Genomic DNA, 25523 nt, shown 5'->3' with positions numbered 1-25523 from the left:
GATATCGTGCCCTCTGTCAATTCCCAGTGGATGATAGAGGGCTGGCGGTCTCAAACCACCCGCTCACACTTCCAGCCGCTCCGCTTGTCGGCAACCCTGCCATCCAAGCCTGTACGTCACCACCACTCGTCGACGTGGAGACAGCCCACTTATCATAAGCAGCTCGAGAAAGGCCCCCTCCAGCCACGAACTGTCCATCATTGATAAAATACACGTTTGCCGTTTGCACTAACGGATCGGTGTCGAATACATCGGACATATACTGCTTAATCAGTGCATCTTCCACATTCGCAAGCGTCGTCCCGGGACTCACTTGAATTGTCGCGGTTACGGTCTCTCCCGTCGTACCGCTTTCAAGTGCAACCTCCTGCATCCCAGCCACTCCGTTCAGAATGTCCTGGAGTTTTTGCCCATAGGGATCCGATGCGCCAGTTGTACTGCCCGTAGAGCTCGTTGACGCCGAGTTTTGGGGGCCAGCTCCTCCCACCGTTGACTGTGCAGTCGCAGCCTGTCCGACTGCAAAAGGCAGTGGGTGCTGTGAAAACCATAAGCCTCCGAACACCACCGCAACAACCGCAAGACCAGACAGCACCTGTCGACTTCCGTTGGCAATCCCTTTTATACGTTTTGACACACGGCTCATCTCCCTGTAACTCATCTCACATTAAGATTATGAGCTGATCAGGGAGAATATCCTGCCTGTCCGGCGTCGCCTTCATCCAGGTGAAATGATATCGACCTGCGGTCACCTGCAAGTTGTATCCAGCAGTAAAATCATTGCCAAGGCAGGTTCATTCTGCAGCGCTGCGATGCTGGATGTAGCTGTGGCGCAAAGTTGCCCATTCTTCTGCTGTGACGGTGACCTCTCTCGGCTTGCTCCCTTCAAACGGACCAACTAAACCTTGAAGTTCCATCTGGTCGACAATTCGTGCAGCTCTGGAATACCCTACGCGGAACCGTCGCTGTATCATCGATACAGAAGCTTGTCCTGCGTCGACAACCAGATCGACCGCATCAGGGAACAGATCGTCGAGATCCGAACTCGGGCCCGAGTTCGACTCCTCCACACCTGTGTTGAGGTCCACCGTGTAAACAACGTTTTGCTGTGACTTCACATAGTCGACCAATTTCTCAATTTCCTCTTCAGACACGAACGCCCCTTGCACACGCACCGGCTTAGAGGCCCCTACAGGAAGGTACAGCATGTCCCCGCGGCCAAGCAGCTTTTCCGCGCCGCCGCCATCGAGAATAGTCCGCGAGTCGGCCATTGACGACACTGAAAAAGCAATACGGCTCGGAATGTTCGCCTTAATCACACCTGTAATGACATCTACAGACGGCCTCTGAGTGGCGACGATGAGGTGGATACCCGCGGCACGCGCCATCTGTGCAATGCGACAAATCGCGTCCTCGACCTCACCGGGTGCCACCATCATGAGGTCAGCCAACTCGTCGACAATCACCACGATGTAAGGCAGCGGATCGGCCCCCTCGCGAGAAATCAACTCGTTGTAACGCTCAATATCCCTGGCACCGCGCTCTGCGAAAGACTGATAGCGGTTTTCCATCTCTTCAATCACGCGCTTCAGCGCAAACGCGGCTTTTCGCGGATCTGTCACAACAGGAGCTAACAAGTGCGGTATCCCATTGTAACCGGAAAGCTCAACCATCTTCGGGTCAATCATCAACAGTTTGACTTCGTGCGGCTTCGCCTTCATCAGAATCGAGGCAATCATCCCGTTAATGCACACACTCTTGCCAGACCCGGTTGCTCCGGCAACCAAGAGGTGCGGCATCTTTTGCAGATTACCGACAATGGCTTGGCCAGAGATGTCGCGCCCAAGCGCCATCGACAACCGACTGCCCCCATTGACAAATTCCGCTGCCTCCAGCACTTCACGAAGTGTGACAACGGCAATCTCGTCGTTTGGCACTTCGATCCCGACGACTGGCTTGCCTGGCACCGGAGCCTCAATGCGAATATCCCGGGCCGCAAGCGCGAGCGCGATGTCATCGGTCAAATTTACAATCCTCGAAACCTTGACACCCGTCGCGGGTTGAATTTCGTACCGGGTCACCGTAGGACCCCGACTGATCTCCAGAACTTTTGCCTGAACGCCGAAACTCTCAAGAGTCTTCTCGAGCTTACGAGCATTCTCCTGAACGTCTCGCAGGTTGACGCCGGACTTGCGGGCATCCGCAGGACGAAATAACCCAATGGAAGGCAGTTGATAGTTTTCGTCGTGCACCGGCGGGCCGACGGAATATTCCTCCATCGGTTTCTTCTTCTCTGTCGTCGGGGGCGGTGCGATTGGCTTGTCGCGGTGTTTCGGTTCTGGATAGCGCATCACCAGTTGGTTCCCAACCTGCGACAACGTTGGTTTTCCCGCGTCCACCTCTGGTTCATGCCGTGATTCGGCATGGGCAGGTTGTCGTGCGGCAAAGTCGTGGACAACCGGCGCGGTATTCGGCTCATCAAATTCTTCCGCATGGGCGTGGCTCCATTCGGCATCCACAATCAAGGCATCTTCCGCATTTTTGCGAGAGCGCTTCGGCTTCGGTTCGGAGTTTGCCTTGTCCTTTTTGCCCCGTCCCCGATTTTCTCGCGGACGCTCAGGACCAAACAAGAGTGTAATGTACTGCTTGCAACCCCGCCAGAGCGCCTCGAGTTGGCGCTCAACCCAGCGCGAGCCACGCTGAACCACCGCCACGAGGGACATCTGAAACACAAGTAAGAGGCCGACAAGCGCGAGCACAGACAGCACAACCAGTAAACCAAACAGCCCAAACAAGGACTTGAGCAGCATGAAGAATGCATATCCAATGAGCCCGCCGCCAACTCTTCCCGGCGTGCCCCCACTCGGAGCACCGGCGAGAACCTGATTACGCATGTCGTTCATCGCTAAGAGTGATGCATGAAAGAGCGGGATTGGCTCATTCGGGTAATACTGCCCAAGAAATTGATAGAAGTCGAATTCCACCAGCGTCAACAAAGAGATGAGGATGACAAGCATCCCCATGTGCCGATTGTCCCAAGGAAATACGGATCGCTTCACCATCATATAAAGCGCACCGTACGCGACGAACAACGGAACGAGAAAACTCCACGACCCTGCGAGGTAGATTGCGGCAACATCCAAAAAGCGCCCTACCCACCCCAACCTTCCGAGTGCGAGAGCACTGAGTGTTAAAAGTCCAAGACCAGACAGTTCAAATTGAAGAATGTTTTCCTTACGATGTTTTTTCGCCATTTCAGTAACAAAAAACCTCCCACGAGCGAACTCACTCGTCATGTACCTGAGAGAGTTCGCGATGGAGAGGATACATTCCTGCCTTCAAACGGAATCAGAGTTGAAATCCGCCAACCGAACCAGACATCCAGGCTGCCATTCAGGGCGGAGATAGTCGTTTGGGTTTGTACTCAACAACCTTTCGATCTTCCCCATTCCACCGCCGACATCAGACAAAATCATGGTCGCCTCTGCAGCCGGAACAGAGCGCAACAGGTATGTGTCTTTTATCTCTGTTGCAAAGATACTGTCTGTCGGAACAATGCTCCACAGCAGGCTCATTGTACCATCCCCTTTTGTTCAGACACCTCGCTCTTGGAGGCCATTAGGCTGTTCAGCTTGCGTAGAGCGTCACCAAGGCCGCCGACCGCATCAACGAGTCCGTATTTCACGGCATCTTTACCGACCACGGTCGTTCCGATGTCTCTGGCCATTTCCCCAGTATTCAACATCAGGTCACGGAACACCGATTCTTGAATTCTCGAATGACGCACTACAAACTGCGTAACCCGCTCCTGCATTCGTTCCAGATACTCAAACGACTGCGGCACCCCAATCACCATCCCGGTCAGTCGAATCGGGTGAATGGTCATGGACGCGGTTTCCGCAATAAACGAATAGTCTGCGCTGACCGCAATGGGAACTCCGATGGAATGCCCCCCGCCGAGAACCAGTGACACCGTCGGTTTCGACAGACTTGCCACCATTTCAGCAATTGCGAGCCCAGCCTCAACGTCTCCACCAACTGTGTTGAGAATCAGTAACAAGCCTTCGATGTCATCGTTCTGCTCGATGGCGACCAGTTGCGGAATCACATGCTCATATTTGGTGGTCTTGTTCTGAGGCGGGAGAACAACATGCCCTTCCACCTGTCCGATGATGGATAAACAATGAATCCTCGGATCCGGGGCCGTCGGCGGCTCAGTCGTACCCAAAGCCTCTATATTCTGAGCGACGTTTTCCTCGGCTCCCTGCTCGTTCTCTGCATACTCGGATGAAGTGACACTTCTTTGGAGTGCCGCCTTAATCCCTGCCAACTGCTCCATAAGTGGTGGTGTTTTGTCTGGCACATGCTTCACTCCTCACTGTAAATACCCATCTAGTATGTCGCCTGTAATTGCCCAGCATGCAAAAAAGGGCCACCCCGGGCGGTGGGGTGACCCTCTTTCTCATTCCGATCTAGCCAAGGAATCAAGCTTCCATGATAATCGGCAAAATCATCGGCCGGCGCCGCGTTTGTTCGAACAGGAAACGGCCGAGAGCTTCCCGGACTGCCGTCTTCAGCGAAGACCACTCGTTTACGTTGTCGGCAACCAATCGCGTAAGTGTATTCTCCACAAGTTTTGTCGCATCGTCGAGTAACGCTTCAGACTCGCGTACGTATACAAAACCGCGTGAAATAATATCCGGCCCTGACAGAACTCGTCCTGTTTCCTTTGACAAGGTCACAACCACGACCAGAATACCGTCTTGGGACAGCAGTTTACGGTCACGAAGCACAATATTTCCGACATCACCGACGCCAAGACCATCAATCATCACACTGCCGGCCGTCACACGACCTGCAATCTGGGCATGACCGCTGTCAAACTCTAAGACATCGCCAAGATCAAGGATAAAGATATCCTCTTCCGGGACACCAACTTGCATGGCCAGCTCGGAGTGGGTCTTTTGCATCCGATATTCGCCGTGCACCGGAACAAAATACTTAGGCCGCGTAAGGTTTAACATCAGTTTCAGTTCTTCCTGACTGCCGTGACCGGAGACGTGAACTCCCCTGTAAATGACGTGTGCGCCAGCTCTGAAGAGTTGATCAATTGTCCGAGCAACGTACTTTTCATTCCCCGGAATCGGCGAACTGGCGAGCACCACGGTATCTCCTGGAACAATTTCAATCTTCCGGTGCGCGGCTCGAGCCATCCGGGTCAGTGCAGACATCGGTTCACCTTGGCTGCCCGTCGAAAGAATGACAACCTTTTCCGGCGGGTACTTGTTGACATCATCCGCATCAATGAGCGTTGAAGGCTGTGCCTCCAAACAGCCGAGTTGAATGGCGATTTGAATGTTGTTCACCATGCTGCGACCGACGACGGCTACCTTCCTGTCGTGCCTTTCCGCAGCCGTCACGACCTGCTGCATGCGATGAATATTCGATGCGAATGTCGCGAGAATCACACGTCCAGGCGCTTTCGACACGATCTCGTCGATCTTGCCCCCAACGACGCGTTCAGAGGGTGTAAACCCTTCTCGCTCTGCATTTGTACTGTCTGCCACCAAAGCAAGCACACCTTGAGATCCATAGGCAGCCAACTTGTGTACATCCGCTGGGCGCCCATCCACAGGCGTGTGATCAAACTTGAAGTCACCCGTATGAACGACGAGGCCTTCTGGTGTCTCAATCGCAAATCCACCAGTGTCAGGAATGCTGTGGTTCAAATAAAAGAATGAGACGCGAAAAGCCCCTGCTTCAACCACGGAGTCTGCCGTCAGTTTGTACATCTTTGTGGTCTCGAGCAATCCGTGTTCCTTCAGTTTGTTTTCTATCAGCCCCAAAGTCAGGCCCGTTCCGTACACAGGCGCATTTAACTGTTTCAGGACGTAAGGCAGTCCGCCAATATGGTCCTCGTGACCGTGTGTAACGAAAATACCGCGAATCTTCTCTTTATGCTCCACAAGGTAACTGATATCCGGGATAACAATGTCAATCCCGAGCATCTCTTCCTCAGGAAACTTCAGGCCCGCATCAACGACGATAATGTCGTCGCCATACCTGTACACCGTCATATTCTTGCCGATTTCCCCAACGCCTCCGAGCGGGATAATCGACAGTTTTTGTCGTTTTCTTGCCACGTTGCACCTCCACCAATCCATATAGTGTTTCTAATTCCACATATAGGAATTCCATACACAAACTTCAATCTGTTCCTCTGCATCGCGCACTACGTCCAGGGTCCGCCCGAATTGCACTCCATCAAAGAGCACAAAATCCCTGTCTGGACATCACACGACTCGAAGTGATGATGTTCGTCCTTTGATATTCAAAGCCGCACCAGTCACCTGTGGTTCTATTATATCCGCGAATGCGACCCTGCACAACAATGGCATCAGGTTATATTTACCTCCCTTCCCGACTGAATCAAAAAGAGCGGACGTGAAGAGGTGTTGAAAACAAACAAAAACACGCCCAAAACGGGCGTGTATCATCAACCGTGTCAATATATTTCGGAAAGCCAGGACGTTACGATTACTGCAGTTACCCGATGCTTACCTTACCAAGCCGCGTCAATTGTCGTTCCATCAGAGCACCAATCTCTTCCGGAGCATCTACAAGCGGCAGACGAACCGAGCCCCCCGGAAGTCCCATCTGTTTTAAAGCAGCTTTGAGCGGCCCCGGGCTGCTCGTTGCAAAAAGTGCCTCAAAGACAGGCAGCAATCTGCCGGACCAGACAGCCGCTGTTTTCACGTCACCGGCGACAAACGCCTCAATCATCTTTGACATTTCTTCTCCGACCACATGTGCAGCAACGGAAACAACGCCGTAGGCTCCGACACACATCATGGGAATGGTCAGCTTGTCGTCCCCGCTGTAAAGTAACAGGTCATCCGGTTTTTTCGCTGCCAGTTGCAGAATCTGATTCATGCTTCCACTGGCCTCTTTCACGGCAGTCACGTTTGGAATATCCGCTAAACGCAAGATGGTTGAGACGTCGATGTTGACACCGGTTCTGCCTGGCACGTTATACAGCATCACGGGGATGTTCACGGATTCCGCAATGGCTTTGAAGTGCGCGTACAGACCGTCCTGGGACGGCCGATTGTAATACGGCGCAACAAGCAAGAGTCCCTGCACGCCAAGCTTTTCTGCTTCCTTCGACAGTTCGATGGATGCTCTTGTATCATTGCTTGCCGTTCCCGCTATCACCGGGATTTGCCCATCAGCTGCCCGCAGTGTCAGTTCAAACAGTTCAAGTTTTTCCTCATGCGAAAGCGTTGGGGACTCGCCGGTTGTCCCCGCCGCAACGACCGCCGTTGTTCCAGTACTTAGCAAATGTTTCACCAGGGTCTTTACCCCGGGAACATCTATCGCTCCTGCCGTATCAAACGGTGTTGCCATCGCCGTAATCAATCTTCCAAAATCCACGTTCCTTCACCTCTTCAGTCGACGTTTATTCATCAAAAGTACGTCGACAGCCTGGTCATCTACTCAGCCAGCCCGAATGCATGATGAAGAGCTTGCACGGCTTTTTGCATTTTATTCCCATCTACTAAGCACCAAATTGTTGTATGAGAGTCCGCAGATTGCAGGACCGCAATCTCTTCTCTTGCAAGTGCGTCAACAATCCGTGCCATGATGCCTGGGACGCCTGCAATCCCCGCACCAACAACAGAGACCTTGGCGCAGTCCCGATGGACTTCAGGATTGAGTCCTGCCTCCTGCAACAGCATGACTGCTTTATCCGTATCCGTATCCTTTACGGTGTATGCAATTCGGTCTGGTGCCACGGAAATAAAATCGACACTGATTCCGTACTCAGCCATCTTGCCAAACACGGCCCTCGCATCGGGCATTGGGCCGTTCAACACCAACTGTGAGACGTGCGCAGTATGCGCGATCCCAGTCACAAATCGATCATTCACGCCGGTGACCTCAAAGGTCTGTCCCGCGTTCGTCACAAGTGTCCCGGGGTCCATCGACTCCGTATGGCGCACTCGAATCGGCAAGTTTCGCTGCATGGCAATTTCTACTGCCCGTGGATGAATCACCTTTGCACCTTGGTATGCCAGGTTACAGATCTCTTGGTACGTGATCTGCCCAAGGCGTCGTGCGTCGCTGACCACACGCGGGTCTGCTGTCATAATCCCATCAACGTCGGTAAAGATATCGACGTATTCAGCACCAAGTGCCACGCCGAGCGCGGTTGCCGTCGTATCACTTCCGCCCCGCCCCAGCGTTGTTACGTCTCCCTCACTTGTTGCCCCCTGAAAACCCATGACAATAACCACATGTCCCTGATTCAGTTCCTCTTGAATCCGCTGTGGATGAATCTCAAGGATCCGAGCCTCACCGAATTGATCATTCGTAACGATCCCTGCCTGCTGTCCAGACAGAACACTGACGTCGATTCCGAGGCTGCGCAGATAACTCCCAAATACGACGGAGGATATCGCCTCACCACAGGACATCAGAATATCGCGATCGCGCTTTGACACCGCGTCAGCCGGCCCCAGGGTCGAAATCAGCGTGTCCGTAGCATATGGATCGCCTTTTCTCCCCATCGCGGACACGACCACAACAACGCCGTACTCCTCATCAAGGGCTGCCTGCACATGCCTCGCACAAGCAGCTCTTAATTCCGGAGACGCGACGGACGTACCGCCAAATTTCTGCACAATAACCCTCATTCCGACCGCTCCTTCTCCTTGGTCACCTAGTATGCAGTGAGCAGTTCGGCAATCTGCACGGCATTCCATGCCGCACCCTTTAACAAATTATCCGCAACGACAAACATCCAAATGGTCCGGTCATCCCAGAGGTCCTTGCGAATTCTGCCGACATACGTGTCACCTGTGCCTGTTGCCATCTGCGGATGAGGATATAGTCCTTTCGCAGGATCATCAACAACAACAAGGCCTGGAGCATCCTTCATCAACTCGCGAACCTGTTCTACCGACACGGATTCCTTTAAACGTACGGAAACCGACTCTGCGTGACCGTACAATACCGGTACCCGGACAGCAGTAGGACTGACCTTGAGCTGTGGCAGTTCCAAAATCTTGCGAGACTCGTTGACGAGTTTCATTTCTTCTTTTGTGTACCCATCCTCGACGAACACGTCGCACTGAGGCAGCACGTTGAATGCCATTGGGTAGTGGGTATCATTAGCAACGACCGGAAACAGCGTACTTTGCCCATCCTGGCGCTCCAACTCAGTCTTCAGCGCATCGACTGCCTTTTGGCCCATGCCGCTGACTGCTTGGTAGGTAGACACGCTGACGTGTTCGAGTCCGATTTGTTTCAGCGGCGACAAGGCGACCATCAGCTGAATGGTAGAACAGTTGGGATTCGCGATGATTCCCTGGTGAGCCTTGACTGCCTCTGGATTGACTTCCGGTACAACAAGTGGCACCCCGTCTGTCATCCGGTAGGCACTGCTGTTATCAACGACTACAGCCCCGCGTGCCACAGCCTTCGGTGCCCATTCCAAGCTGGTACTTGCACCGGCACTGAACAGCGCAATATCCACACCTTCAAATGCTTCTTCACTGACTGCCTCGACTGTGACAACCTGCCCTTTATACGTCAACTTCTGCCCTGCTGACCGAGGAGAGGCCAAGGCCCGCAGTTCTCGAATCGGAAAGTTTCGCTTTTCCAACGTCTCCAGCATCGCTCTGCCTACCGCACCGGTAGCTCCAAGCACGGCAACTGTAACACCATCTTGATAACTCATACGCCGTCTCCTTTGTTCTCCCGACACACACTATTTTTTTACTAGAATCATGACGGGCGTTCTTCGCGCCAACGTTCAATCAACACAGGTTGCAATTGGCGCTTCTCCATTGCGGCTTCGCATGCATCTGGAATCAACCGCATCAGGGAAACCAACGAGTTCATTTTAACATGGGGAGCGTCCTGCCCAAATGGAACAAAGAAAAAATTTTTGGTGTTGATTAATTTTGCGAGATTGTACAGGTTCAGTCCCAATCCATCGTTCGTTGAAATCGCTAATACTACCGGTCGATCGTTGCGCAGTGTGGCTTTAGCAGCCATCAGAACAGGTGAATCCGTGTTCGCATTGGCCAGGCGGCTCAAACTGCTGCCTGTGCAAGGCGCAATCAGGAGGCAGTCCAGTCTTTTCGAAGGTCCGAGAGGTTCTGCTTCCGGAATGGACGTAATCGCCTTTTCACCGGTTAATTGTTCAATCTTTTTTGCCCACTCCCCTGCTTCTCCAAAGCGGGTGCTTACGGAGAGTACACTATTTGAGAATATTGGCACCACGTGGACTCCCATGTCAACGAGACGCTTCACCTCTGGGTACACCTCTTCGTACGTGCAGTGCGAACCTGTGATAGCAAACCCAATCGTTTTCCCCTGTAACCCCATTAAAATCTCCTCCTCCGTCCTGCTGGACCTGCTTCATCGTACAAATCTCCCGCGTCAAGCTCAGGCATCACTCCAACGCCAAGAGCCGGCAGATGGTATTGCCGATGATGCGGCCGGCGGTCTTTGGTGCAACCAAGCCCGGTAAGCTCGGAGCAAGTACCGCCTTAATGCCTCGCCGTTCGGCGTAGCGAAAATCTGTCCCTCCGGGTTTTGACGCAATATCAATGACTACGCAAGACTTGTTTACCGTGGCAAGAACGGACGCCGTTAAAACAGGATGCGGAATGGTGTTGAAGATGATATCGTCTTGCCCAAGCAGGCCGTCGAGTTCACCCGATGAAATAGGGGTAAAGCCCATTTCGTAAATCCTGGCCTCGTTCGCCGGATCCCGCGCTGACACCTTCACGTTGGCTCCCATCGCAGACAGTATCCGTGCAAGGGTCTTTCCACACCTGCCGAATCCCAACACGGACACATTGGCACCGTGGATGGTGATGTCCGTGTGCTGCATCGCCAGCGCAATCGCTCCTTCGGCCGTCGGGATAGAGTTCAGGATCGCAACTTCATCGAGTTCCATCAGTTTGACAAGACGCAACTGATGCTCCTCGCAGTACGACTGCAAACGTTCTCCGGCAATTCCGCTGAACACAAATGTGCCTGGCCTCATTGCCGCGAAGTGCTCTGGTTCCAAATGAAGCGGTTCATCGGCAAAACGCGTATCGACTTTACCGTCATTGTCCATACCGGCGACAGGAAGCACGACGGCGTCCGCATCAGCCAGGACATTCTCTGACATCGGCATCAATTGTGTGTCGAGAAAACTTTCCCCAAGGTTGTCATAGCCGACAAGAGTAGCACTAGCATCCATCTCTGTAACCTGGCGAATTACTTCCAGTTGCCTCGCATCCCCGCCAAGGAATACGAACTTGCGACCTGTTAGCATCCTCCCTGCTCCTTTCAACCGCTGGTGCAACTGCACTCATCGCCTTTAGCCTATTCCCCTTCCGCATGATGGGTGACGAAAAAGGCACGGCCGTTGCCCTCGCCGCTAAAGGCGAAAGCAACAACCGTGCCTAGAATTTGAAACATCAATGATACCGTACTCTGCGTGCCGTGCTACTCTTGGCGGACCCCGGTTGAACCAAAGCCCCCAGCACCTCGCTCGGTCGGCGTAAGCTGCTCTGCTTGAACCAGCCCTGCAATGTAAATCGGCGCAACCACAAGTTGCGCAACCCGGTCTCCAGGTCGGATCTCAAATGGCTCCGACGAGAAGTTCGTCAGCAGCACCTGAATCTCTCCAGTGTAATCGCTGTCGATAACCCCTACTCCGTTTGGTAACCCGATGCCATGCCGCCAGGCAAGTCCACTGCGAGCATAAACGAGCGCGACAACCCCTTGTTCCGGCAACTGGATGGCAATCCCAGTGGGAACGCGCACGCGTTCAAGAGGCTGAATCTGGACCGGATTGGACAAACATGCGTGTAAGTCCATACCAGCTGCCCCACTCGTCTTGTACGCGGGAAGATACTCATCCCGAAACAAAGGGCTTACCACGGTGTAAGTCACTTCCATGCGGCCTGTAGCGGTCAACTTTTCCCCACCTATCTTGGCTTGTCCAGAAAAAATGCAGTCCTGGACCCATCCGTCCAGGACCTCGTCATTAAGATTTCATAAAGAGTTTGAAGTCAGCCTCACTTACAGGACCGACTGCAGCGATGGCGAATGGTTGTTGCAGGATTCTCTTTGCAACCCGCTGTACATCACCTGCAGTGACTGCGTTTATCCCTGCAAGGGTCTCATCGAGGGTGACCTCGCGACCAAGAACCAGCTCATTTTTACCGAGCCGACTCATTCGGCTGCTCGTGCTCTCAAGGCTTAACATCATCGACCCCTTGACCTGCTCTTTTCCCTTTGTCAATTCTGCCTCTGTAAGACCATGCTCAGCTGTATCCTCACAAATTTGTTGGATCAAGGATACGACATCATGAACATGTTCTGGTGAGGTTCCAGCGTAAATACCGAACATCCCGCTATCAAGGTAGGCCGAGTGAAAGGAAAATACCGAGTATGCCATACCCCTGTCCTCACGGATCTCCTGGAACAACCGGCTGCTCGAAGAGTTACCAAGGGCATTGTTTAAGAGCACCAGCGAGTACAGGTCTTTGCTTCCGGCTTCGAGTCCGTTCGACGCTAAACACAGATGCACCTGTTCAATGTCCTTTTTGCGGACAGACAAGGTGCTCTGAAAAGATGGGCGTACAATCTCGACGTCACTTTGCGTTGCCGAAGACAGATTTCCAAACAGACGTTCAATCGTCTCCACAGCCTGAGTTTGGTTCACATTTCCTGCTATCGCAACAACGATATTGTTTGGGTGATAATGTCCATCCACGTATGACATCACATCCGACTTTGAAAAGGCGCGCAGGTTCTCCTCGAGGCCCAGAATGGTGTATCCCAGCGGATGGGACCCGTAGACGCTTTCAGCGAGGATATCCATCACCAGTTCATCCGGAGTATCTTCGTACATTCTGATTTCCTCGATGACAACGCGCTTCTCCTTCTCCATTTCATCCGGATGAAAGGTGGAGTTTTGCAGCATGTCGGCCAGGGTTTCAACCGCCACATTAAAGTGCTCATCAAGGACCTTCGCGTAAAAACAAGTGTACTCTTTGGCCGTGAACGCATTCACCTGTCCGCCGATCCCGTCAAAGACCTCGGCAATTTCGCGCGCCGTATAACGGTCTGTGCCTTTAAAGAACATGTGTTCAAGAAAATGACTGATGCCGTTATTGCTTGGGGATTCGTAGCGTGAACCCGTGCCAATCCAAATGCCAATACTGACCGAACGCAGGCTGGGTATTTCCTCTCCCACCACGCGAATCCCGTTTTGAAGGCGTATCTTGTACGTCATTTGTGTCCTCCTCGCCGCAGAGGTGCCCATCTTGTGATTGGTAGATTCGACCTCTATTGGCGACCCTAACTATAGCAAATCAGGGTTGCCTCCTCAAGGTTTGCGGGGGGTGTGCTGCCGGCTGTTCGTGAACAACATCTTCGACCGTCTTTAATCGATAGCCCTGTTCCTGCAACCGTTCAATGACCACGGGCAAGGCAGCAGCAGTGGACGGTGTCGGGTGCATCAGAACCAAACTGCCAGGCTCCATTCGACTCAGCACGCGCTTAACAATCACGCTGGCGGCGGGACGGTTCCAGTCAATCGTGTCTACCGTCCATAGGACCGTGTACATATCGTGCTGTTTGGCCATCCGAACCACTCGACCGTCGAAGGCCCCAGCAGGAGGAGCGATGAGGTCTATTTTTCTCCCTATTGTATGCTCGATCCGTTCATTCGTCCCCGTAATCTGCTTCCCGAGCGCACTGTCGCCAAGTCGACGAAAGTCAGGATGACCGGTTCCGTGACTGCCTATGGCCTGACCATCCTCCGCGATCTTCTTCGCCAAATCCCCGTGTTTCTTCACCCAATCCCCATCGAGGAAAAAGGTTCCTTTGACGTGGTACTTGTCGAGTGTCGAAAGGATGGACGGGATATCTTCTTCTCCCCAAGCGACATTAAACATGAGGGCAGCAGACTTTTCGTTCGCTGGTCCTCTGTAGATCGGCTCCGCCGGTAAATCTGTGAGGCGCTTAGCCGGCGGCACGGATGTCCAAACCAAGTGCAATGCCCCGTCGTTTATCCTCTTGCTTTTCGCACTGCTCGCAGGGATATCTAGTGCCCACCCGCACAATCCAGGAACCGCATGCCAAACTCGGTCTACATGCGCGTCAATCGGGGATTTCCCAAGTGTTCGCTGAATTTCCTCCAGCACGGCGGCTTCGCTCTTATCTCCTGACGAAGCAGTGTTCGCCGCCTGTGATGATGCACCTGAGGACTTTGTCGCTGCTTGTACCGGAGCTCCACCGGCTGTGAACAATTGTGAACACAGACTTACACTGATAAGTACACCTTTCCACTGCATAGAACTTCAACTCCCAGCCGTCACCGAGGTGCCGCCAGACGGCGGCTCAAAGCGGTGTATGATACGGCTAGGGTACCCAAAATAAACGAAAAATCCCTCTCTGAACCACAGAGAAGGATTTGTAGTACAAAGGTTCAAACGATCGTTGTTTGAACCGACTGTGTTCACCATGCCATACGCGAAACGCCCTTAGGCTTCCTGTTCCGCCTTTAACGCTTCTTTGCGAGAGAGATTGATCCGGCCCTGACCATCAATTTCTGTCAGCTTGACCTGGATTTGCTCTCCGACGTTGCAGATGTCTTCTACCTTATTCACGCGGTTCAGGTCGAGCTGTGAAATGTGAACCAGCCCTTCCTTACCGGGCAGCACCTCAACGAACGCGCCGTACTTTTCAACCCGGGTCACTTTTCCGAGATAGACCTTACCAACCTCTACGTCCGCAGTGATATTCAAGATCTGTTGACGAGCCTTGTTTGCGCCTTCTGAATCCACTCCGGAAATAAAGACGCGGCCGTCCTGTTCAATGTCGATCTTCACACCGGTCTCCTCGATGATCTTATTGATGACCCGCCCGCCAGGTCCGATTACATCGCGAATCTTCTCAGGTGGAATCGTCAGCGAGAGTACGCGCGGTGCATACTTGGACAACTCTTCGCGCGGCTGAACAATCGCTTCTTGCATCTTGCCAAGAATGAACATGCGACCTTCATGCGCCTGGCTCAGAGCCCGGTCAAGGACTTCTCTGTCAATGCCGGCAATCTTGATGTCCATCTGAAGTGCAGTGACACCTTTAGCAGTGCCGGCAACTTTAAAGTCCATGTCACCAAGGTGGTCTTCAAGTCCCTGGATATCACTGAGCACGGCAACTGCGTCTCCCTCTTTGACGAGACCCATTGCTATACCGGCAACCGGGGCCTTGATGGGAACGCCAGCGTCCATTAACGCCATTGTGCTGCCGCAAATGCTTGCCTGCGACGTTGACCCGTTCGACTCCAGGATCTCAGACACAACGCGGATTGCGTACGGGAATTCTTCTGGACTCGGAATCACCGGATCAAGGGCACGTTCCCCAAGTGCCCCGTGGCCGATGTCACGACGACTTGGCGCACGCAGCGCCCGAGCCTCGCCAACGCTGAATGGCGGGAAATTGTAGTGATGCATATAACGATTGGTTTCTTCTGTACCAAGTCCGTCGAGCATCTGCTCATCACCAAGTGCTCCAAGCGTGCACACCGACAATGCCTGGGTTTGTCCACGTGTGAACAGCCCTGAGCCATGTGCCCTTGGAAGTAAACCCACTTCACAGGAGATGGGACGGATTTCCGTCAGCTTGCGACCGTCCGGACGAATCCCGTCAAATAAGATTGCACGCCTCACTTCTTCTTTGAGGATATCATGCAAGACCTCGTGCATGGCTTTATCTTGGTCAACGAATTGTTCAGCGAAATGCGCCAACACCTCTTGGTTCACTTCATCGATAGCAGCTTCTCGTGCAAGCTTGTCCGCATTGCGCACCGCAACACGGATTTTCTCGGTTGCATAGTCCCTGATGGCGCTGTTCAGTTCTGCGTCAACCGCATGTAAAACCACTTCGCGCTTCGTCACACCGACCATCTCGGCAAATTTCTCAATCTCCGCGATAATCTTTTGAATCGCCTCGTGTCCAAACAAGATTGCCTCGAGCATCTTCTGCTCGGGGATTTCGTTTGCACCCGCTTCTACCATGACGATCGCGTTTTTGGTTCCTGCAACAGTCAGATGCATTTCGCTCTGAAGCGCCTCTGCGACAGTCGGGTTCAGCACAAACTCTCCGCCAATGTAACCTACAATCACGCCAGCAATCGGCCCGTCAAATGGGACGTCGGAGATTGTGAGAGCGGCTGAGGTACCAATCATGGCCGTAATTTCCGGAGCGCAGTCCTGTTCAACAGACATCACCAAGTCCACAACCTGGACCTCGTTGCGAAAACCTTCTGGAAACAACGGCCGGATCGGACGGTCAATCAAACGCGATGCCAGAATCGCTCGCTCACTTGGGCGTCCTTCCCGCTTGATAAACCCACCGGGAATTTTGCCTACGGCGTAAAAACGTTCCTCATAGTTCACCGTTAATGGAAAGAAGTCAAGGTCCTTTGGTTCTTTCGAAGCCGTCACCGTAGCTAAAACCACGGTATCTCCATACCGCACGTTTACAGCGGCTGTTGCCTGCTTGGCCAGCTTGCCGGTTTCAAGAACCATCCTGCGGCCGCCGACGGAAAACTCATGACGTGTCACCATGCTTGTCCATAATCCTCCCTTTTCACAGCATCAAGCAATGTCCTTCGCTCGACGCATATACTCTCAGCGTTTCCATATGTACAAGTATGTAAAAGAAGCGGGCCGAAGCCCGCCTCCCCCTTCAAGACTACTACCTGCGCAGTCCGAGAGTTTGAATCAACTCACGATAGCGATTAACATCCTTATTGCGGATGTAGTTCAGCAAGTTACGACGATGTCCAATCATCTTGTAAAGTCCACGGCGTGAGTGATGGTCCTTCTTGTGAACACGGAAGTGCTCAGTGAGCTGAGTGATGCGCTCCGTGAGAATAGCAACCTGAACCTCTGGAGAGCCAGTGTCGGTCTCATGAAGCTGGAATTTTTCAACAATCTGCTTCTTCAATTCGTTTGTCAGCATTTAAGCAGGATCCTCCTTTAGTCGGGAAGCCCATCCCTGTTACGGAGAATTCGCGTGCGGAGGACACGGAAATCAACGTTACAGTTCAACCAGACAGAGTCAATCTCCGTCGCTTCCTGCGGTTAAGACCAAGTTATTATAACATAATAAGTGCCAACGTCAATTCAGCCTCTGCCAATTCCAAACAACCGGCGCACGGATTCCGTATCCTTTGCAATCTGCTCCTTGAGCGCATCGAGAGACGAGAATCTCTGTTCATCCCGAACGCGACCGAGAAACGATACACGAATCGATTGACCGTATAGGTCTCCCGAGAAGTCAAGCAGGTGAACTTCGACCTGAAAGCGTGTTCCATCGACTGTCGGCCGCACGCCAGCATTGAGGACACCAAACCAGGTGTTTCCTCCAGCTTCGCTTTCCTCACCATTACGGCCGAGGACTTGAACAGAGACCGCATAAACCCCTGTTGCAGGCATCACGTACTCGTCGATGCCCTCCAGATTGGCCGTCGGGAATCCAAGCTTGCGGCCAAGTTCCTGACCATGCGCTACCTGTCCCGTGACAGCATAGGGTCTGCCGAGCAAGGCTTCCGCAGCCTCAACTCGCCCCTGTACCAGATGACTGCGAATCTGTGAACTGCTGACCTTAATGCCGTTCTCCTCTACTGCTGTGACCACATGAACGGGGACCCCAATGACCCTGCACAGTCTCTCAAGGTCTTCCACCGTTGCCTGTCCACCCTTGCCGAATGTAAAGTCGACTCCAACGATGATCCCCGCCAGATTAAGCCTCGACAGATGGACAGAAACAAACTCGTCTGCACTGGTTCCCGCGTATTCCTTCGAGAACTCAACGCGGTATTGACGACTGACACCAAACCCCTCGAGCAGACGCGCCTGTTCGTACTTGGGCGTTAATGCACGATCATATCCGGCTTTCCCTGCCAATGTCCAAGCAGGATGCGGCCAAAAGCTCATCACGGCGATTCGTTCCCCGTTAGAACAGGCCCTAGCTTGCCTCAAAATTTCTTGATGACCGATATGTACCCCGTCAAACTTGCCGATGGCCAGCACCTGGCGCTCGTCGCTGACGGGCGGAATCCCTGTCACTTCAATCACGTCTATCACTGCTGGCCCTCCCTCCAAAAAACCTTTCTCGGCCGTATTACAACGTCGCTGTCCAGACTTTGCCTCGACGCCGCTGCGACAGCCACAATTTCATGCTGACAGACCACCGCGACGGGCCCCTCATCGAGTCCATGTGCAGCCAGTGTGATACCTTGCCCTTGACTCAGACGCTTTGCCTGGCTCAGAGAGACCTCTACCTTCTGCATGTGTCGAACTGCTTCTTGCATCGGCCGGAGGTACACTCCGGGCTCCTCTGCAGTTTCAAAGGCTTCAAGCGCCGCTGCCTCCTCGATGCGATAAGACCCGGACTGCACGCGGCGAAGCGTAGACATATGTGCAGGCAATCCCATTAAAGCGCCCCAATCCCGACACAGCGATCGGATGTATGTACCCTTTGAGCAATGAACACGGAAGTCAGCTTTTGCAGTAACACCCGGCACAAACTCACCGACACTCAACTCCCGGATGAATACTTCTCGGGCTGGCAAATCAAATTCAGCACCCGCCCGTGCCAGGTCATAAGCGCGCTTCCCTTGCACGTGGACAGCTGAAAACCGCGGCGGTCGTTGCAAAATATGCCCCGTCAGTTGGTGTGCGGTCTCAAGGACCTCATCCGCGCAAAGACTGCTTGCATCAGCTTCGTTGACAACCTCTCCAGAAGCGTCATCCGTGTCAGTGCCAACACCGAACACAACTTGACCTTGATACACCTTCTCATCAGCCCCCATGTACTCCAGAAGCCTCGTTGCATCACCTGTACAAAGCACCAAGACGCCCGTGGCATCAGGGTCTAAGGTACCTGCATGTCCAACTTTTTTCGTTTTTAACTTCCGTCGAACCCGCGCCACCACATCGTGGGATGTCAGCCCAGCGGGCTTGTCGAGGATGAGTATCCCGCAATACACTCTGCTGCCTCCATCACTGCTTCTCGCACTTTTAAATGTACCAAATCCATCGCAACTTGAAGCGGCTCTGCCAGTTCACAGCCCGCTGCACGCGCATGGCCTCCACCCGAAAACCCTTGCGCAATCCGGGCTACATCGACACACCGCTTTGAACGCAGTGACACCTTCACACGGCCATTCGCTAATTCGCGAAACATCAGCCCGACCTCCACGGTCTCGATGGCCCTGGCAAATCCGACAAGGATCTCCGTGTCATCGTCCGTACACAGAGTGGAGTCCAACATTTCACGCGTGACGTACAATGACGCAACCAAACCGTCCTGGTGTAAAGATAAGGTGTTCAGAGACGCCTGTAACAATTTTGTCTGTTGCCATGTCCGAGCCTCGAGAGCGGGACCGGCGATGTCGTACGGCTGAACACCACTTTCCAGCAATTCAGCTGCTATCTGGTGGACCGCCCGACTCGTATTCGGTTGTGCAAAACCACCGGTGTCGGTGAGGATACCTGTATACAGGCATTTGGCAAGCTCCTCTGAGATGGAAACCGAGAGCGAACGCGCAATGTGATAAACCAACTCACACGTTGCCGCGGCGTCACTGTCTACGAAGTTGACGTGACCGTAATGAGGATTCGTTTGATGATGATCTACATTAACCACCATCGCATCATCCCGAATCAACCTTTTCGCATACTGAAACCTGCCAGAGTCTGCACAGTCTACAGCCACAACATGAGTCAGCGGAACGTCGCCTGCTAGGATGATCGCCTCTGTAAAGAACGGCAGAAAGCTGAACCGAATCGGCATCGGTTCAGCAATTCCAAACGTCCAGCGCTTTCCCAGCTCAGATAGAATACATGCCATCGCAAGTGCACTACCGATGGCGTCCCCGTCGGGACGCTCATGGGTCACAATCAGCCAGTCATCATGGCTGCGCAGTGCGTCTGCGACTTGTTTGAGTTCATCTTGATGGCGCGGGGCCGGAGTCCACCCCGCTGCCACCCCCGAGTCTTTTGCACAATGTTGAGACTCAGACATGAGCTACTCCTCCGTTTCTCTGCTTTCGTGCAGAGAAGACCCGCGAATATTCTTCAGCACAGACTCAATGTGAGCACTATACTCTCCGGACTCATCGAGCACAAAGACCATCTCCGGGGTAACCCGCATACGAAGCCTGCGACTCGCTTCACCGCGGATAAACCCTGCAGCTTTCTGCAGTACACTCAGCGTGACCTGTTTTTGTTCAGGATCGCCGAACACGCTGACGTACACCTTTGCGTGCTGAAGGTCATTCGAGACCTCCACGCGCGTGACGGTTGTGAAGCCGATGCGTTGATCTTTGATATCGGTGCGAATAATATCCGCCAATTCTTTCTTCATCTGTTCTGCTACGCGTTGATGACGGATTGCGGCCATGGGCAGTCCCTCCCTTGCAGCCGATTGTCTCGCCCGCTCGCTTATTGTACCTTGATAGCCTCCATTTTAAAGGCCTCAATCACGTCGCCGACTTTAATGTCGTTGAACTTTTCGAGCGTGATACCACACTCAAATCCGGTGGCCACTTCGCGCGCATCGTCCTTGAAACGCTTCAGACTGTCAAACATTCCTTCATAGACGACAATCCCGTCACGAACCACGCGACACTCTGCATCGCGGGCAACCTTACCGTCCACAACATAACACCCTGCGACGGTTCCGATTCGAGAGATCTTGAATGTATTCCGCACCTCAGCGTGACCCAGAACAACTTCCTTGTACTCTGGATCAAGCATGCCCTTCATCGCAGACTCAAGCTCTTCAGTCACATTGTAAATAACACGGTACAAGCGAATGTCGACTTTCTCAGCTTCAGCCGCTCGTTTGGCGTTGACATCCGGACGAACGTGGAAACCGATGATAATCGCATTTGATGCACTCGCCAGCGATACGTCAGACTCGTTAATCGCCCCTGCACCCTTGTGGATGACATGGACACGAACGCCTTCTACATCGATTTTCTCGATGGACTGAACCAAGGCTTCGACAGAACCTTGCACGTCGGCTTTGACGATTACGTTCAGTTCCTTGACGTTGCCTTCCTTGATTTGACGGTACAGGTCATCCAAAGTCACCCGAGACGTGTTTTGCAACTGCTCTGCCTTTTCACGGTTGACACGCTTCGAAACAAGGTTCCTGGCTGACCTTTCATCGTCATAGACCACAAACAGGTCACCCGCGCTCGGCACATCGTTCAGACCTTGGATCTCGACTGGCGTCGAAGGTCCCGCTTCCTTAATGCGCTTGCCAAGGTCATCGACCATCGCGCGCACTTTTCCGTAGGTGTTTCCGGCGACCACGATGTCACCGACCTTCAAGGTTCCGTTTTGCACCAACACTGTAGCGACTGTACCGCGGCCTTTATCCAGTTTGGCCTCAATCACAGTACCTCGCGGACGTCCGGTCGGGTTCGCCTTCATCTCCTGCATGTCTGCAACGAGTAGCACCATTTCCAGCAATTCCTCAAGTCCTTCGTGTTTCAATGCGGAAATGTTCACAAACACCGTCTCGCCGCCCCAGTCTTCCGAGACAAGGCCGTACTGAGTCAACTCCTGCTTGACACGGTCCGGATTGGCGTCCGGCTTATCCATCTTATTCACAGCGATGATAATTGGAACGTTCGCTGCCTTCGCGTGATTAATGGCTTCCACCGTTTGCGGCATGACACCATCATCTGCAGCGACGACCAGAATGGTTACGTCCGTCACCTGGGCTCCACGTGCACGCATAGTGGTGAACGCTTCGTGACCAGGTGTGTCAAGGAAGGTGATGGCACGACCGTTGACTTCGACCTGATAAGCGCCGATGTGCTGCGTGATGCCGCCAGACTCCGTGGCCGTAACGCGACTGTTTCGAATGGCATCCAGTAAAGTTGTCTTACCGTGATCAACATGCCCCATGATGGTAACCACAGGCGGACGAGACTTGCGGTCTTCTTCTTTATCTTCCTCAATCAGCATATCAAGCGCTTCTTCATCCACCGGTTCTGTCACTTCAATTGTGACACCAAACTCGCCGGCAATGAGTTCCATGGCATCCGTATCGATATCCTGATTGATGGTCGCCATAATACCAAGGAACAACAGCTTTTTAATGACCTCAGACGGTTCCCGCTTCAACAGCTTTGCGAAGTCGCCAACCGACATTGCACCCTCGACCGTCACATGAGTCGGCAGCTCCGGACGACGGGATTCGGAACGTCCGCCACCACCGCCGCGGCGTCTCCCGCCGGAACGTTGCAGTTTCTCCTCGTTGAACTGCTCTTTTCTATCGCGAGGGAAGTCCGACTTGTTGCGCTCGCGTTCCTTTTCCTTCGCCTTGGAGCTTGGGCTGACCGGCTTTGCCACCGGAGCCGCTGACGCAGTCATGCCGCCGCGCCCAGAGCCTGCCCCGGGACGTCCGCCGCCTTGGGGACGACCGCCGTATCCAGCACCGCCGCCGCCCTGGGGACGACCGCCGTATCCACCGCCGCCACCGCCTTGGGGACGACCGCCGTATCCACTGCCGCCACCGCCTTGGGGACGACCGCCGTATCCACCAGCACCGCTGCCGCCTTGGGGACGTCCACCTGGACCAGACCGTTGCCCACCGTCTGAACGTCCCTGATAACCGGCGCGATTCTGGCCTCCGTCGGGACGACCTTGGTATCCGCTGCGGTTTTGGCCTCCGCTGTAACCACCGCGATTATCATTGGTGCGAGGTGCACCGCCAGCGTTGGAGCCAGAACTGCCCCGGTTCTGCCCCTCACTTCTGCCGCCGTCGGGACGACCTTGGTACCCGCCCCGGTTGTCACCACCTGAACGACCATCGGAGCCTGAACGGTTTCGGTTGTCATAACCAGAACCGCCCCGTTGTCCCGAGCTCGTTTGGCCGTTGCCGTAATTGGAACGCCGACTGTCTCCGGACATCGGCCGACTCTCACCAGCCCCGGACGGACGGCGACCGTCAAACGGCCGGGAGTTCCTCGCGGGTCGCTCCTCCGAATGAGAGTCCGGACGTGATGCGCTGTCTTGTTGCGCAGCTGTACTCTGGCTTGTTGTCTCACCACCTACTGGCGCGACAGGTGCTGATGGCTTGTCATCAGCCGTTCTCCCGGTATTGGTTTTGCCTAACTCATCAGAACTCGCATCCAGACGCGGAGACACACTCGCACTTGAAGTTGCCCCAGCCCCTGACACAGATGCAGCGGCTGCAGATTTCCTGTCATCGCGGCGGTCATCTCGACGAGGCGGACGTGCATCTGAAGAACTGCCAGCACCCGCGTTCGCATTGCTCGCCGGTCTCTCCTCACCGCGATTGTTATTGTTCTGCCGTGAGGCACGTTCCCGACTGCGTTGCTTCTCGCGCAATTCCCGTTCCACTTCCGTTGCATGCTTCTGGGCAGCGCGCTTTTTTACGTCATTAAAAAATTGTTCCACCTTTGTCACCATCTCGTTGTCCATCACGCTCATATGATTGGCGACAGGTACATCCAAACGACTCAAAATCGTCAAGATTTCCTTTGAGGACATATTTAATTGCTTTGCGTATTCATAAACTCGAAGTTTCGCCAAAGGCTTCACCTCCGTAGATTTCCCGAGCGAGTTCCGACAACATCCTTGCAAACCCATCGTCCGTAACGCTGACAACGACTGTATATGAACGCCCGCACGCGACTCCGAGCTTTGAGCGGTCTGAAGCAGTCACGAGCGGCACACGATAAAATGTGCATTTGTCACGGTACTTCTTCAGCCCATTTGCACCCGCGTCACTTGCTACAATCACCAACCGTGACTTACCCCCCTGCACACTTTGGAGCACACCCGTGTGTCCGGCAACAGCGTGACGCGCACGCAGCGCAAGCCCAATGGCCTGTAAAAACTTTGATTCGTCACGGCCGTCCGGTGCTGACGAGTGGTCGGACGGAGCGCCCTCTTGCTGTGTCACTTTGCGATCCCCTCCATCTTCATCAACAGGCGGTCATAGACCGCATCCGGAATCGACGTCTTCAGAGCACGTTCGAGCGCTTTTTTCTTTCGCGCAAGTTGCAAACACTCCGCTTTGGGGCAGAGGTACGCACCTCGCCCATTTTGCTTGCCCGTCGGATCGAGCAGGACCTCGCCCTCTGGCGTGAGCACTACGCGTAGAAGTTCGCGTTTGTCATGCATCTCCTGACATCCGACACACTTTCTCAAAGGTGTTTTCTTTGTCTTCTGCATGTCCAAAGTCCTCCTCCCAGACGAGTTCACCCTGCTGACACCCTGTCGAGCCAAGCAAAGCCGACTACGGCTCGTTTAGCCAATCGACTGACAGGGTACCGACGTCTTCTTCTTCTTCTGTATCTTCCTCAAAGTCAATACGTCCAAACATTCCGAGTTCCGCTGCTTGGGTTTCACTCTTGATGTCAATCTTCCAGCCGGTCAACTTCGCCGCCAAACGCGCGTTTTGCCCTTCTTTGCCAATCGCAAGTGACAGTTGGTAATCCGGGACAATCGCCCGAGCGATCCGTTCTTCGTCAAGGATCTGCACACTCGAGACCTTCGCTGGCGACAGGCTGTGCGCGACGAACTCCTCCGGCTCTTCACTCCACTTGATGATGTCTACCTTTTCGCCGCCGAGTTCCGTCACTACAGACTGCACACGCATTCCGCGGGCACCGACGCAAGCGCCAATCGGATCGACATCTGGATTCTTGGAGTGAACAGCAATCTTGGACCGGTAGCCCGCTTCCCTTGACACGCCCTTGATCTCGATGACCCCTTCGTATATTTCCGGAACCTCGAGTTCAAACAGTCGCTTCAAGAGACCAGGATGCGTCCGTGACAGAACAATCTGCGGGCCTTTGGTCGTCCGCTCAACACGGGTGATATACGCCTTGATGCGGTCACCCATCTTGAACTTATCCGTCGGCATCTGTTCCGACAACGGCAGGACAGCTTCGGTTTGACCAAGGTCTACGTAGGCCGCGCGTGCATCCTGCCGTTGAATCACACCCGTGACAATGTCGTCCTCGCGGTCCACGTACTTGTGATACACAATCGAACGTTCCGCCTCACGAATCCGCTGTGTCACGACCTGTTTTGCAGTTTGAGCCGCAATCCGCCCGAAGTCTCTCGGTGTCACCTCGATTTCCACGACGTCCCCAATCTGGTACGCTGCACTGATATCCAGCGCCGCGTCCAGCGAGATTTCAAGCCGGGTATCGGAAGGAACTTCAACAACCTCCTTCCGGGCAAACACATGCACCTCGCCCGTCTCACGGCCAATCTCTACACGGACATTTGGTGCAGAATTAAAGTTTCGTTTATAAGCCGAGATGAGTGCCGCTTCAATGGCTTCGAGCAAGGTGTCTTTGTCAATGCCCTTTTCCTTAGCCAGTTGGTCAAGAGCCTCGATAAACTCAACGTTCATTGAATGTTTTCTCCCCCTTTCAC

At 53.7% G+C, this 25523-nt stretch carries 23 protein-coding genes; all 23 read right to left on the bottom strand.

The window, feature by feature from the left end:
• Positions 1-16: 16 nt before the first annotated feature.
• On the bottom strand, positions 17-634 hold the full coding sequence (locus AN477_RS22455) for a hypothetical protein (protein ID WP_054971414.1): 618 nt from the start codon (positions 632-634) through the stop codon (positions 17-19).
• A gap of 157 nt (positions 635-791) precedes the next feature.
• Positions 792-3251 (bottom strand): DNA translocase FtsK, encoded by a 2460-nt coding sequence (locus AN477_RS22450; protein WP_054971413.1) that lies wholly within the window; start codon positions 3249-3251, stop codon positions 792-794.
• Between the two features lie 84 nt (positions 3252-3335).
• The gene (locus tag AN477_RS22445) at positions 3336-3572 is read right to left on the bottom strand and encodes a YlzJ-like family protein (protein WP_054971412.1); all 237 of its coding nucleotides are present in this window, start codon (positions 3570-3572) and stop codon (positions 3336-3338) included.
• Positions 3569-4336, bottom strand: a complete 768-nt coding sequence (locus tag AN477_RS22440) for a ClpP family protease (protein ID WP_054971447.1) — start codon at positions 4334-4336, stop codon at positions 3569-3571. The genes AN477_RS22445 and AN477_RS22440 overlap by 4 nt, the downstream gene beginning before the upstream one ends.
• A gap of 145 nt (positions 4337-4481) precedes the next feature.
• Positions 4482-6161, bottom strand: a complete 1680-nt coding sequence (locus AN477_RS22435; RefSeq protein WP_211266055.1) for a ribonuclease J — start codon at positions 6159-6161, stop codon at positions 4482-4484.
• A 382-nt stretch (positions 6162-6543) separates the two neighbouring features.
• Complete coding sequence (gene dapA, locus AN477_RS22430) at positions 6544-7431, bottom strand: 4-hydroxy-tetrahydrodipicolinate synthase (RefSeq protein ID WP_054971410.1); 888 nt, start codon at positions 7429-7431, stop codon at positions 6544-6546.
• Positions 7432-7490: 59 nt separating this feature from the next.
• A complete protein-coding gene (gene dapG / locus AN477_RS22425; protein WP_054971409.1) occupies positions 7491-8693 on the bottom strand; it encodes an aspartate kinase in 1203 nt (400 codons plus the stop codon).
• A 26-nt stretch (positions 8694-8719) separates the two neighbouring features.
• Complete coding sequence (locus AN477_RS22420; RefSeq protein WP_054971408.1) at positions 8720-9739, bottom strand: aspartate-semialdehyde dehydrogenase; 1020 nt, start codon at positions 9737-9739, stop codon at positions 8720-8722.
• Positions 9740-9786: 47 nt separating this feature from the next.
• The gene (locus AN477_RS22415) at positions 9787-10392 is read right to left on the bottom strand and encodes a dipicolinate synthase subunit B (protein WP_054971407.1); all 606 of its coding nucleotides are present in this window, start codon (positions 10390-10392) and stop codon (positions 9787-9789) included.
• 67 nt (positions 10393-10459) lie between these two features.
• Positions 10460-11335, bottom strand: coding sequence for a dipicolinate synthase subunit DpsA (dpsA, locus tag AN477_RS22410; protein WP_054971406.1), 876 nt, complete (start codon positions 11333-11335; stop codon positions 10460-10462).
• 173 nt (positions 11336-11508) lie between these two features.
• On the bottom strand, positions 11509-11982 hold the full coding sequence (dut, locus tag AN477_RS22405; RefSeq protein ID WP_342668587.1) for a dUTP diphosphatase: 474 nt from the start codon (positions 11980-11982) through the stop codon (positions 11509-11511).
• A gap of 70 nt (positions 11983-12052) precedes the next feature.
• Positions 12053-13306: a M16 family metallopeptidase gene (locus AN477_RS22400; RefSeq protein WP_054971405.1), complete on the bottom strand. Its 1254-nt coding sequence runs from the start codon at positions 13304-13306 to the stop codon at positions 12053-12055.
• A gap of 79 nt (positions 13307-13385) precedes the next feature.
• Positions 13386-14369 carry a polysaccharide deacetylase family protein gene (locus AN477_RS22395; RefSeq protein ID WP_054971404.1) on the bottom strand — a complete coding sequence of 328 codons (984 nt, stop codon included), beginning with the start codon at positions 14367-14369 and terminating at the stop codon, positions 13386-13388.
• A gap of 189 nt (positions 14370-14558) precedes the next feature.
• The gene (gene pnp / locus AN477_RS22390; RefSeq protein ID WP_054971403.1) at positions 14559-16646 is read right to left on the bottom strand and encodes a polyribonucleotide nucleotidyltransferase; all 2088 of its coding nucleotides are present in this window, start codon (positions 16644-16646) and stop codon (positions 14559-14561) included.
• 130 nt (positions 16647-16776) lie between these two features.
• Positions 16777-17043, bottom strand: a complete 267-nt coding sequence (rpsO, locus tag AN477_RS22385) for a 30S ribosomal protein S15 (protein WP_054971402.1) — start codon at positions 17041-17043, stop codon at positions 16777-16779.
• A gap of 164 nt (positions 17044-17207) precedes the next feature.
• A complete protein-coding gene (locus tag AN477_RS22380; RefSeq protein ID WP_245631936.1) occupies positions 17208-18170 on the bottom strand; it encodes a bifunctional riboflavin kinase/FAD synthetase in 963 nt (320 codons plus the stop codon).
• Positions 18167-19075 (bottom strand): tRNA pseudouridine(55) synthase TruB, encoded by a 909-nt coding sequence (truB, locus tag AN477_RS22375; protein WP_054971401.1) that lies wholly within the window; start codon positions 19073-19075, stop codon positions 18167-18169. Before truB ends, AN477_RS22380 begins: the two co-directional genes overlap by 4 nt.
• Positions 19033-20112, bottom strand: a complete 1080-nt coding sequence (locus tag AN477_RS22370) for a DHH family phosphoesterase (protein WP_054971400.1) — start codon at positions 20110-20112, stop codon at positions 19033-19035. Before AN477_RS22370 ends, truB begins: the two co-directional genes overlap by 43 nt.
• A gap of 3 nt (positions 20113-20115) precedes the next feature.
• Positions 20116-20490 (bottom strand): 30S ribosome-binding factor RbfA, encoded by a 375-nt coding sequence (rbfA, locus tag AN477_RS22365; protein WP_054971399.1) that lies wholly within the window; start codon positions 20488-20490, stop codon positions 20116-20118.
• Positions 20491-20531: 41 nt separating this feature from the next.
• Complete coding sequence (infB, locus tag AN477_RS24040) at positions 20532-23621, bottom strand: translation initiation factor IF-2 (RefSeq protein WP_425388204.1); 3090 nt, start codon at positions 23619-23621, stop codon at positions 20532-20534.
• Positions 23622-23640: 19 nt separating this feature from the next.
• Positions 23641-24036, bottom strand: a complete 396-nt coding sequence (locus tag AN477_RS22355) for a L7Ae/L30e/S12e/Gadd45 family ribosomal protein (RefSeq protein ID WP_054971398.1) — start codon at positions 24034-24036, stop codon at positions 23641-23643.
• Positions 24033-24308 carry an RNase P modulator RnpM gene (rnpM, locus tag AN477_RS22350; RefSeq protein ID WP_054971397.1) on the bottom strand — a complete coding sequence of 92 codons (276 nt, stop codon included), beginning with the start codon at positions 24306-24308 and terminating at the stop codon, positions 24033-24035. Before rnpM ends, AN477_RS22355 begins: the two co-directional genes overlap by 4 nt.
• A gap of 64 nt (positions 24309-24372) precedes the next feature.
• Positions 24373-25500, bottom strand: coding sequence for a transcription termination factor NusA (nusA, locus tag AN477_RS22345; RefSeq protein WP_054971396.1), 1128 nt, complete (start codon positions 25498-25500; stop codon positions 24373-24375).
• Positions 25501-25523: the final 23 nt, after the last annotated feature.

Source organism: Paenalicyclobacillus ferrooxydans (assembly GCF_001399675.1).
In the GTDB taxonomy this organism is placed as follows: domain Bacteria; phylum Bacillota; class Bacilli; order Alicyclobacillales; family Alicyclobacillaceae; genus Alicyclobacillus_B; species Alicyclobacillus_B ferrooxydans.
Note: the sequence above shows the minus strand (reverse complement) of the source record. Positions and strands in the feature narration are given on the sequence as shown.

What these genes read in the sequence shown, in the direction of transcription:
- AN477_RS22450 (WP_054971413.1), bottom strand. Translation starts at nt 3,251, where the DNA reads ATGGCGAAAAAACATCGTAAGGAAAACATTCTTCAATTTGAACTGTCT.
- AN477_RS22445 (WP_054971412.1), bottom strand. Translation starts at nt 3,572, where the DNA reads ATGAGCCTGCTGTGGAGCATTGTTCCGACAGACAGTATCTTTGCAACA.
- AN477_RS22440 (WP_054971447.1), bottom strand. Translation starts at nt 4,336, where the DNA reads ATGGAGCAGTTGGCAGGGATTAAGGCGGCACTCCAAAGAAGTGTCACT.
- AN477_RS22435 (WP_211266055.1), bottom strand. Translation starts at nt 6,161, where the DNA reads ATGGATTGGTGGAGGTGCAACGTGGCAAGAAAACGACAAAAACTGTCG.
- dapG (WP_054971409.1), bottom strand. Translation starts at nt 8,693, where the DNA reads ATGAGGGTTATTGTGCAGAAATTTGGCGGTACGTCCGTCGCGTCTCCG.
- AN477_RS22420 (WP_054971408.1), bottom strand. Translation starts at nt 9,739, where the DNA reads ATGAGTTATCAAGATGGTGTTACAGTTGCCGTGCTTGGAGCTACCGGT.
- AN477_RS22415 (WP_054971407.1), bottom strand. Translation starts at nt 10,392, where the DNA reads ATGGGGTTACAGGGGAAAACGATTGGGTTTGCTATCACAGGTTCGCAC.
- dpsA (WP_054971406.1), bottom strand. Translation starts at nt 11,335, where the DNA reads ATGCTAACAGGTCGCAAGTTCGTATTCCTTGGCGGGGATGCGAGGCAA.
- AN477_RS22400 (WP_054971405.1), bottom strand. Translation starts at nt 13,306, where the DNA reads ATGACGTACAAGATACGCCTTCAAAACGGGATTCGCGTGGTGGGAGAG.
- AN477_RS22395 (WP_054971404.1), bottom strand. Translation starts at nt 14,369, where the DNA reads ATGCAGTGGAAAGGTGTACTTATCAGTGTAAGTCTGTGTTCACAATTG.
- pnp (WP_054971403.1), bottom strand. Translation starts at nt 16,646, where the DNA reads ATGGTGACACGTCATGAGTTTTCCGTCGGCGGCCGCAGGATGGTTCTT.
- rpsO (WP_054971402.1), bottom strand. Translation starts at nt 17,043, where the DNA reads ATGCTGACAAACGAATTGAAGAAGCAGATTGTTGAAAAATTCCAGCTT.
- AN477_RS22370 (WP_054971400.1), bottom strand. Translation starts at nt 20,112, where the DNA reads ATGTCTGAGTCTCAACATTGTGCAAAAGACTCGGGGGTGGCAGCGGGG.
- rbfA (WP_054971399.1), bottom strand. Translation starts at nt 20,490, where the DNA reads ATGGCCGCAATCCGTCATCAACGCGTAGCAGAACAGATGAAGAAAGAA.
- infB (WP_425388204.1), bottom strand. Translation starts at nt 23,621, where the DNA reads ATGTCCTCAAAGGAAATCTTGACGATTTTGAGTCGTTTGGATGTACCT.
- rnpM (WP_054971397.1), bottom strand. Translation starts at nt 24,308, where the DNA reads ATGCAGAAGACAAAGAAAACACCTTTGAGAAAGTGTGTCGGATGTCAG.
- nusA (WP_054971396.1), bottom strand. Translation starts at nt 25,500, where the DNA reads ATGAACGTTGAGTTTATCGAGGCTCTTGACCAACTGGCTAAGGAAAAG.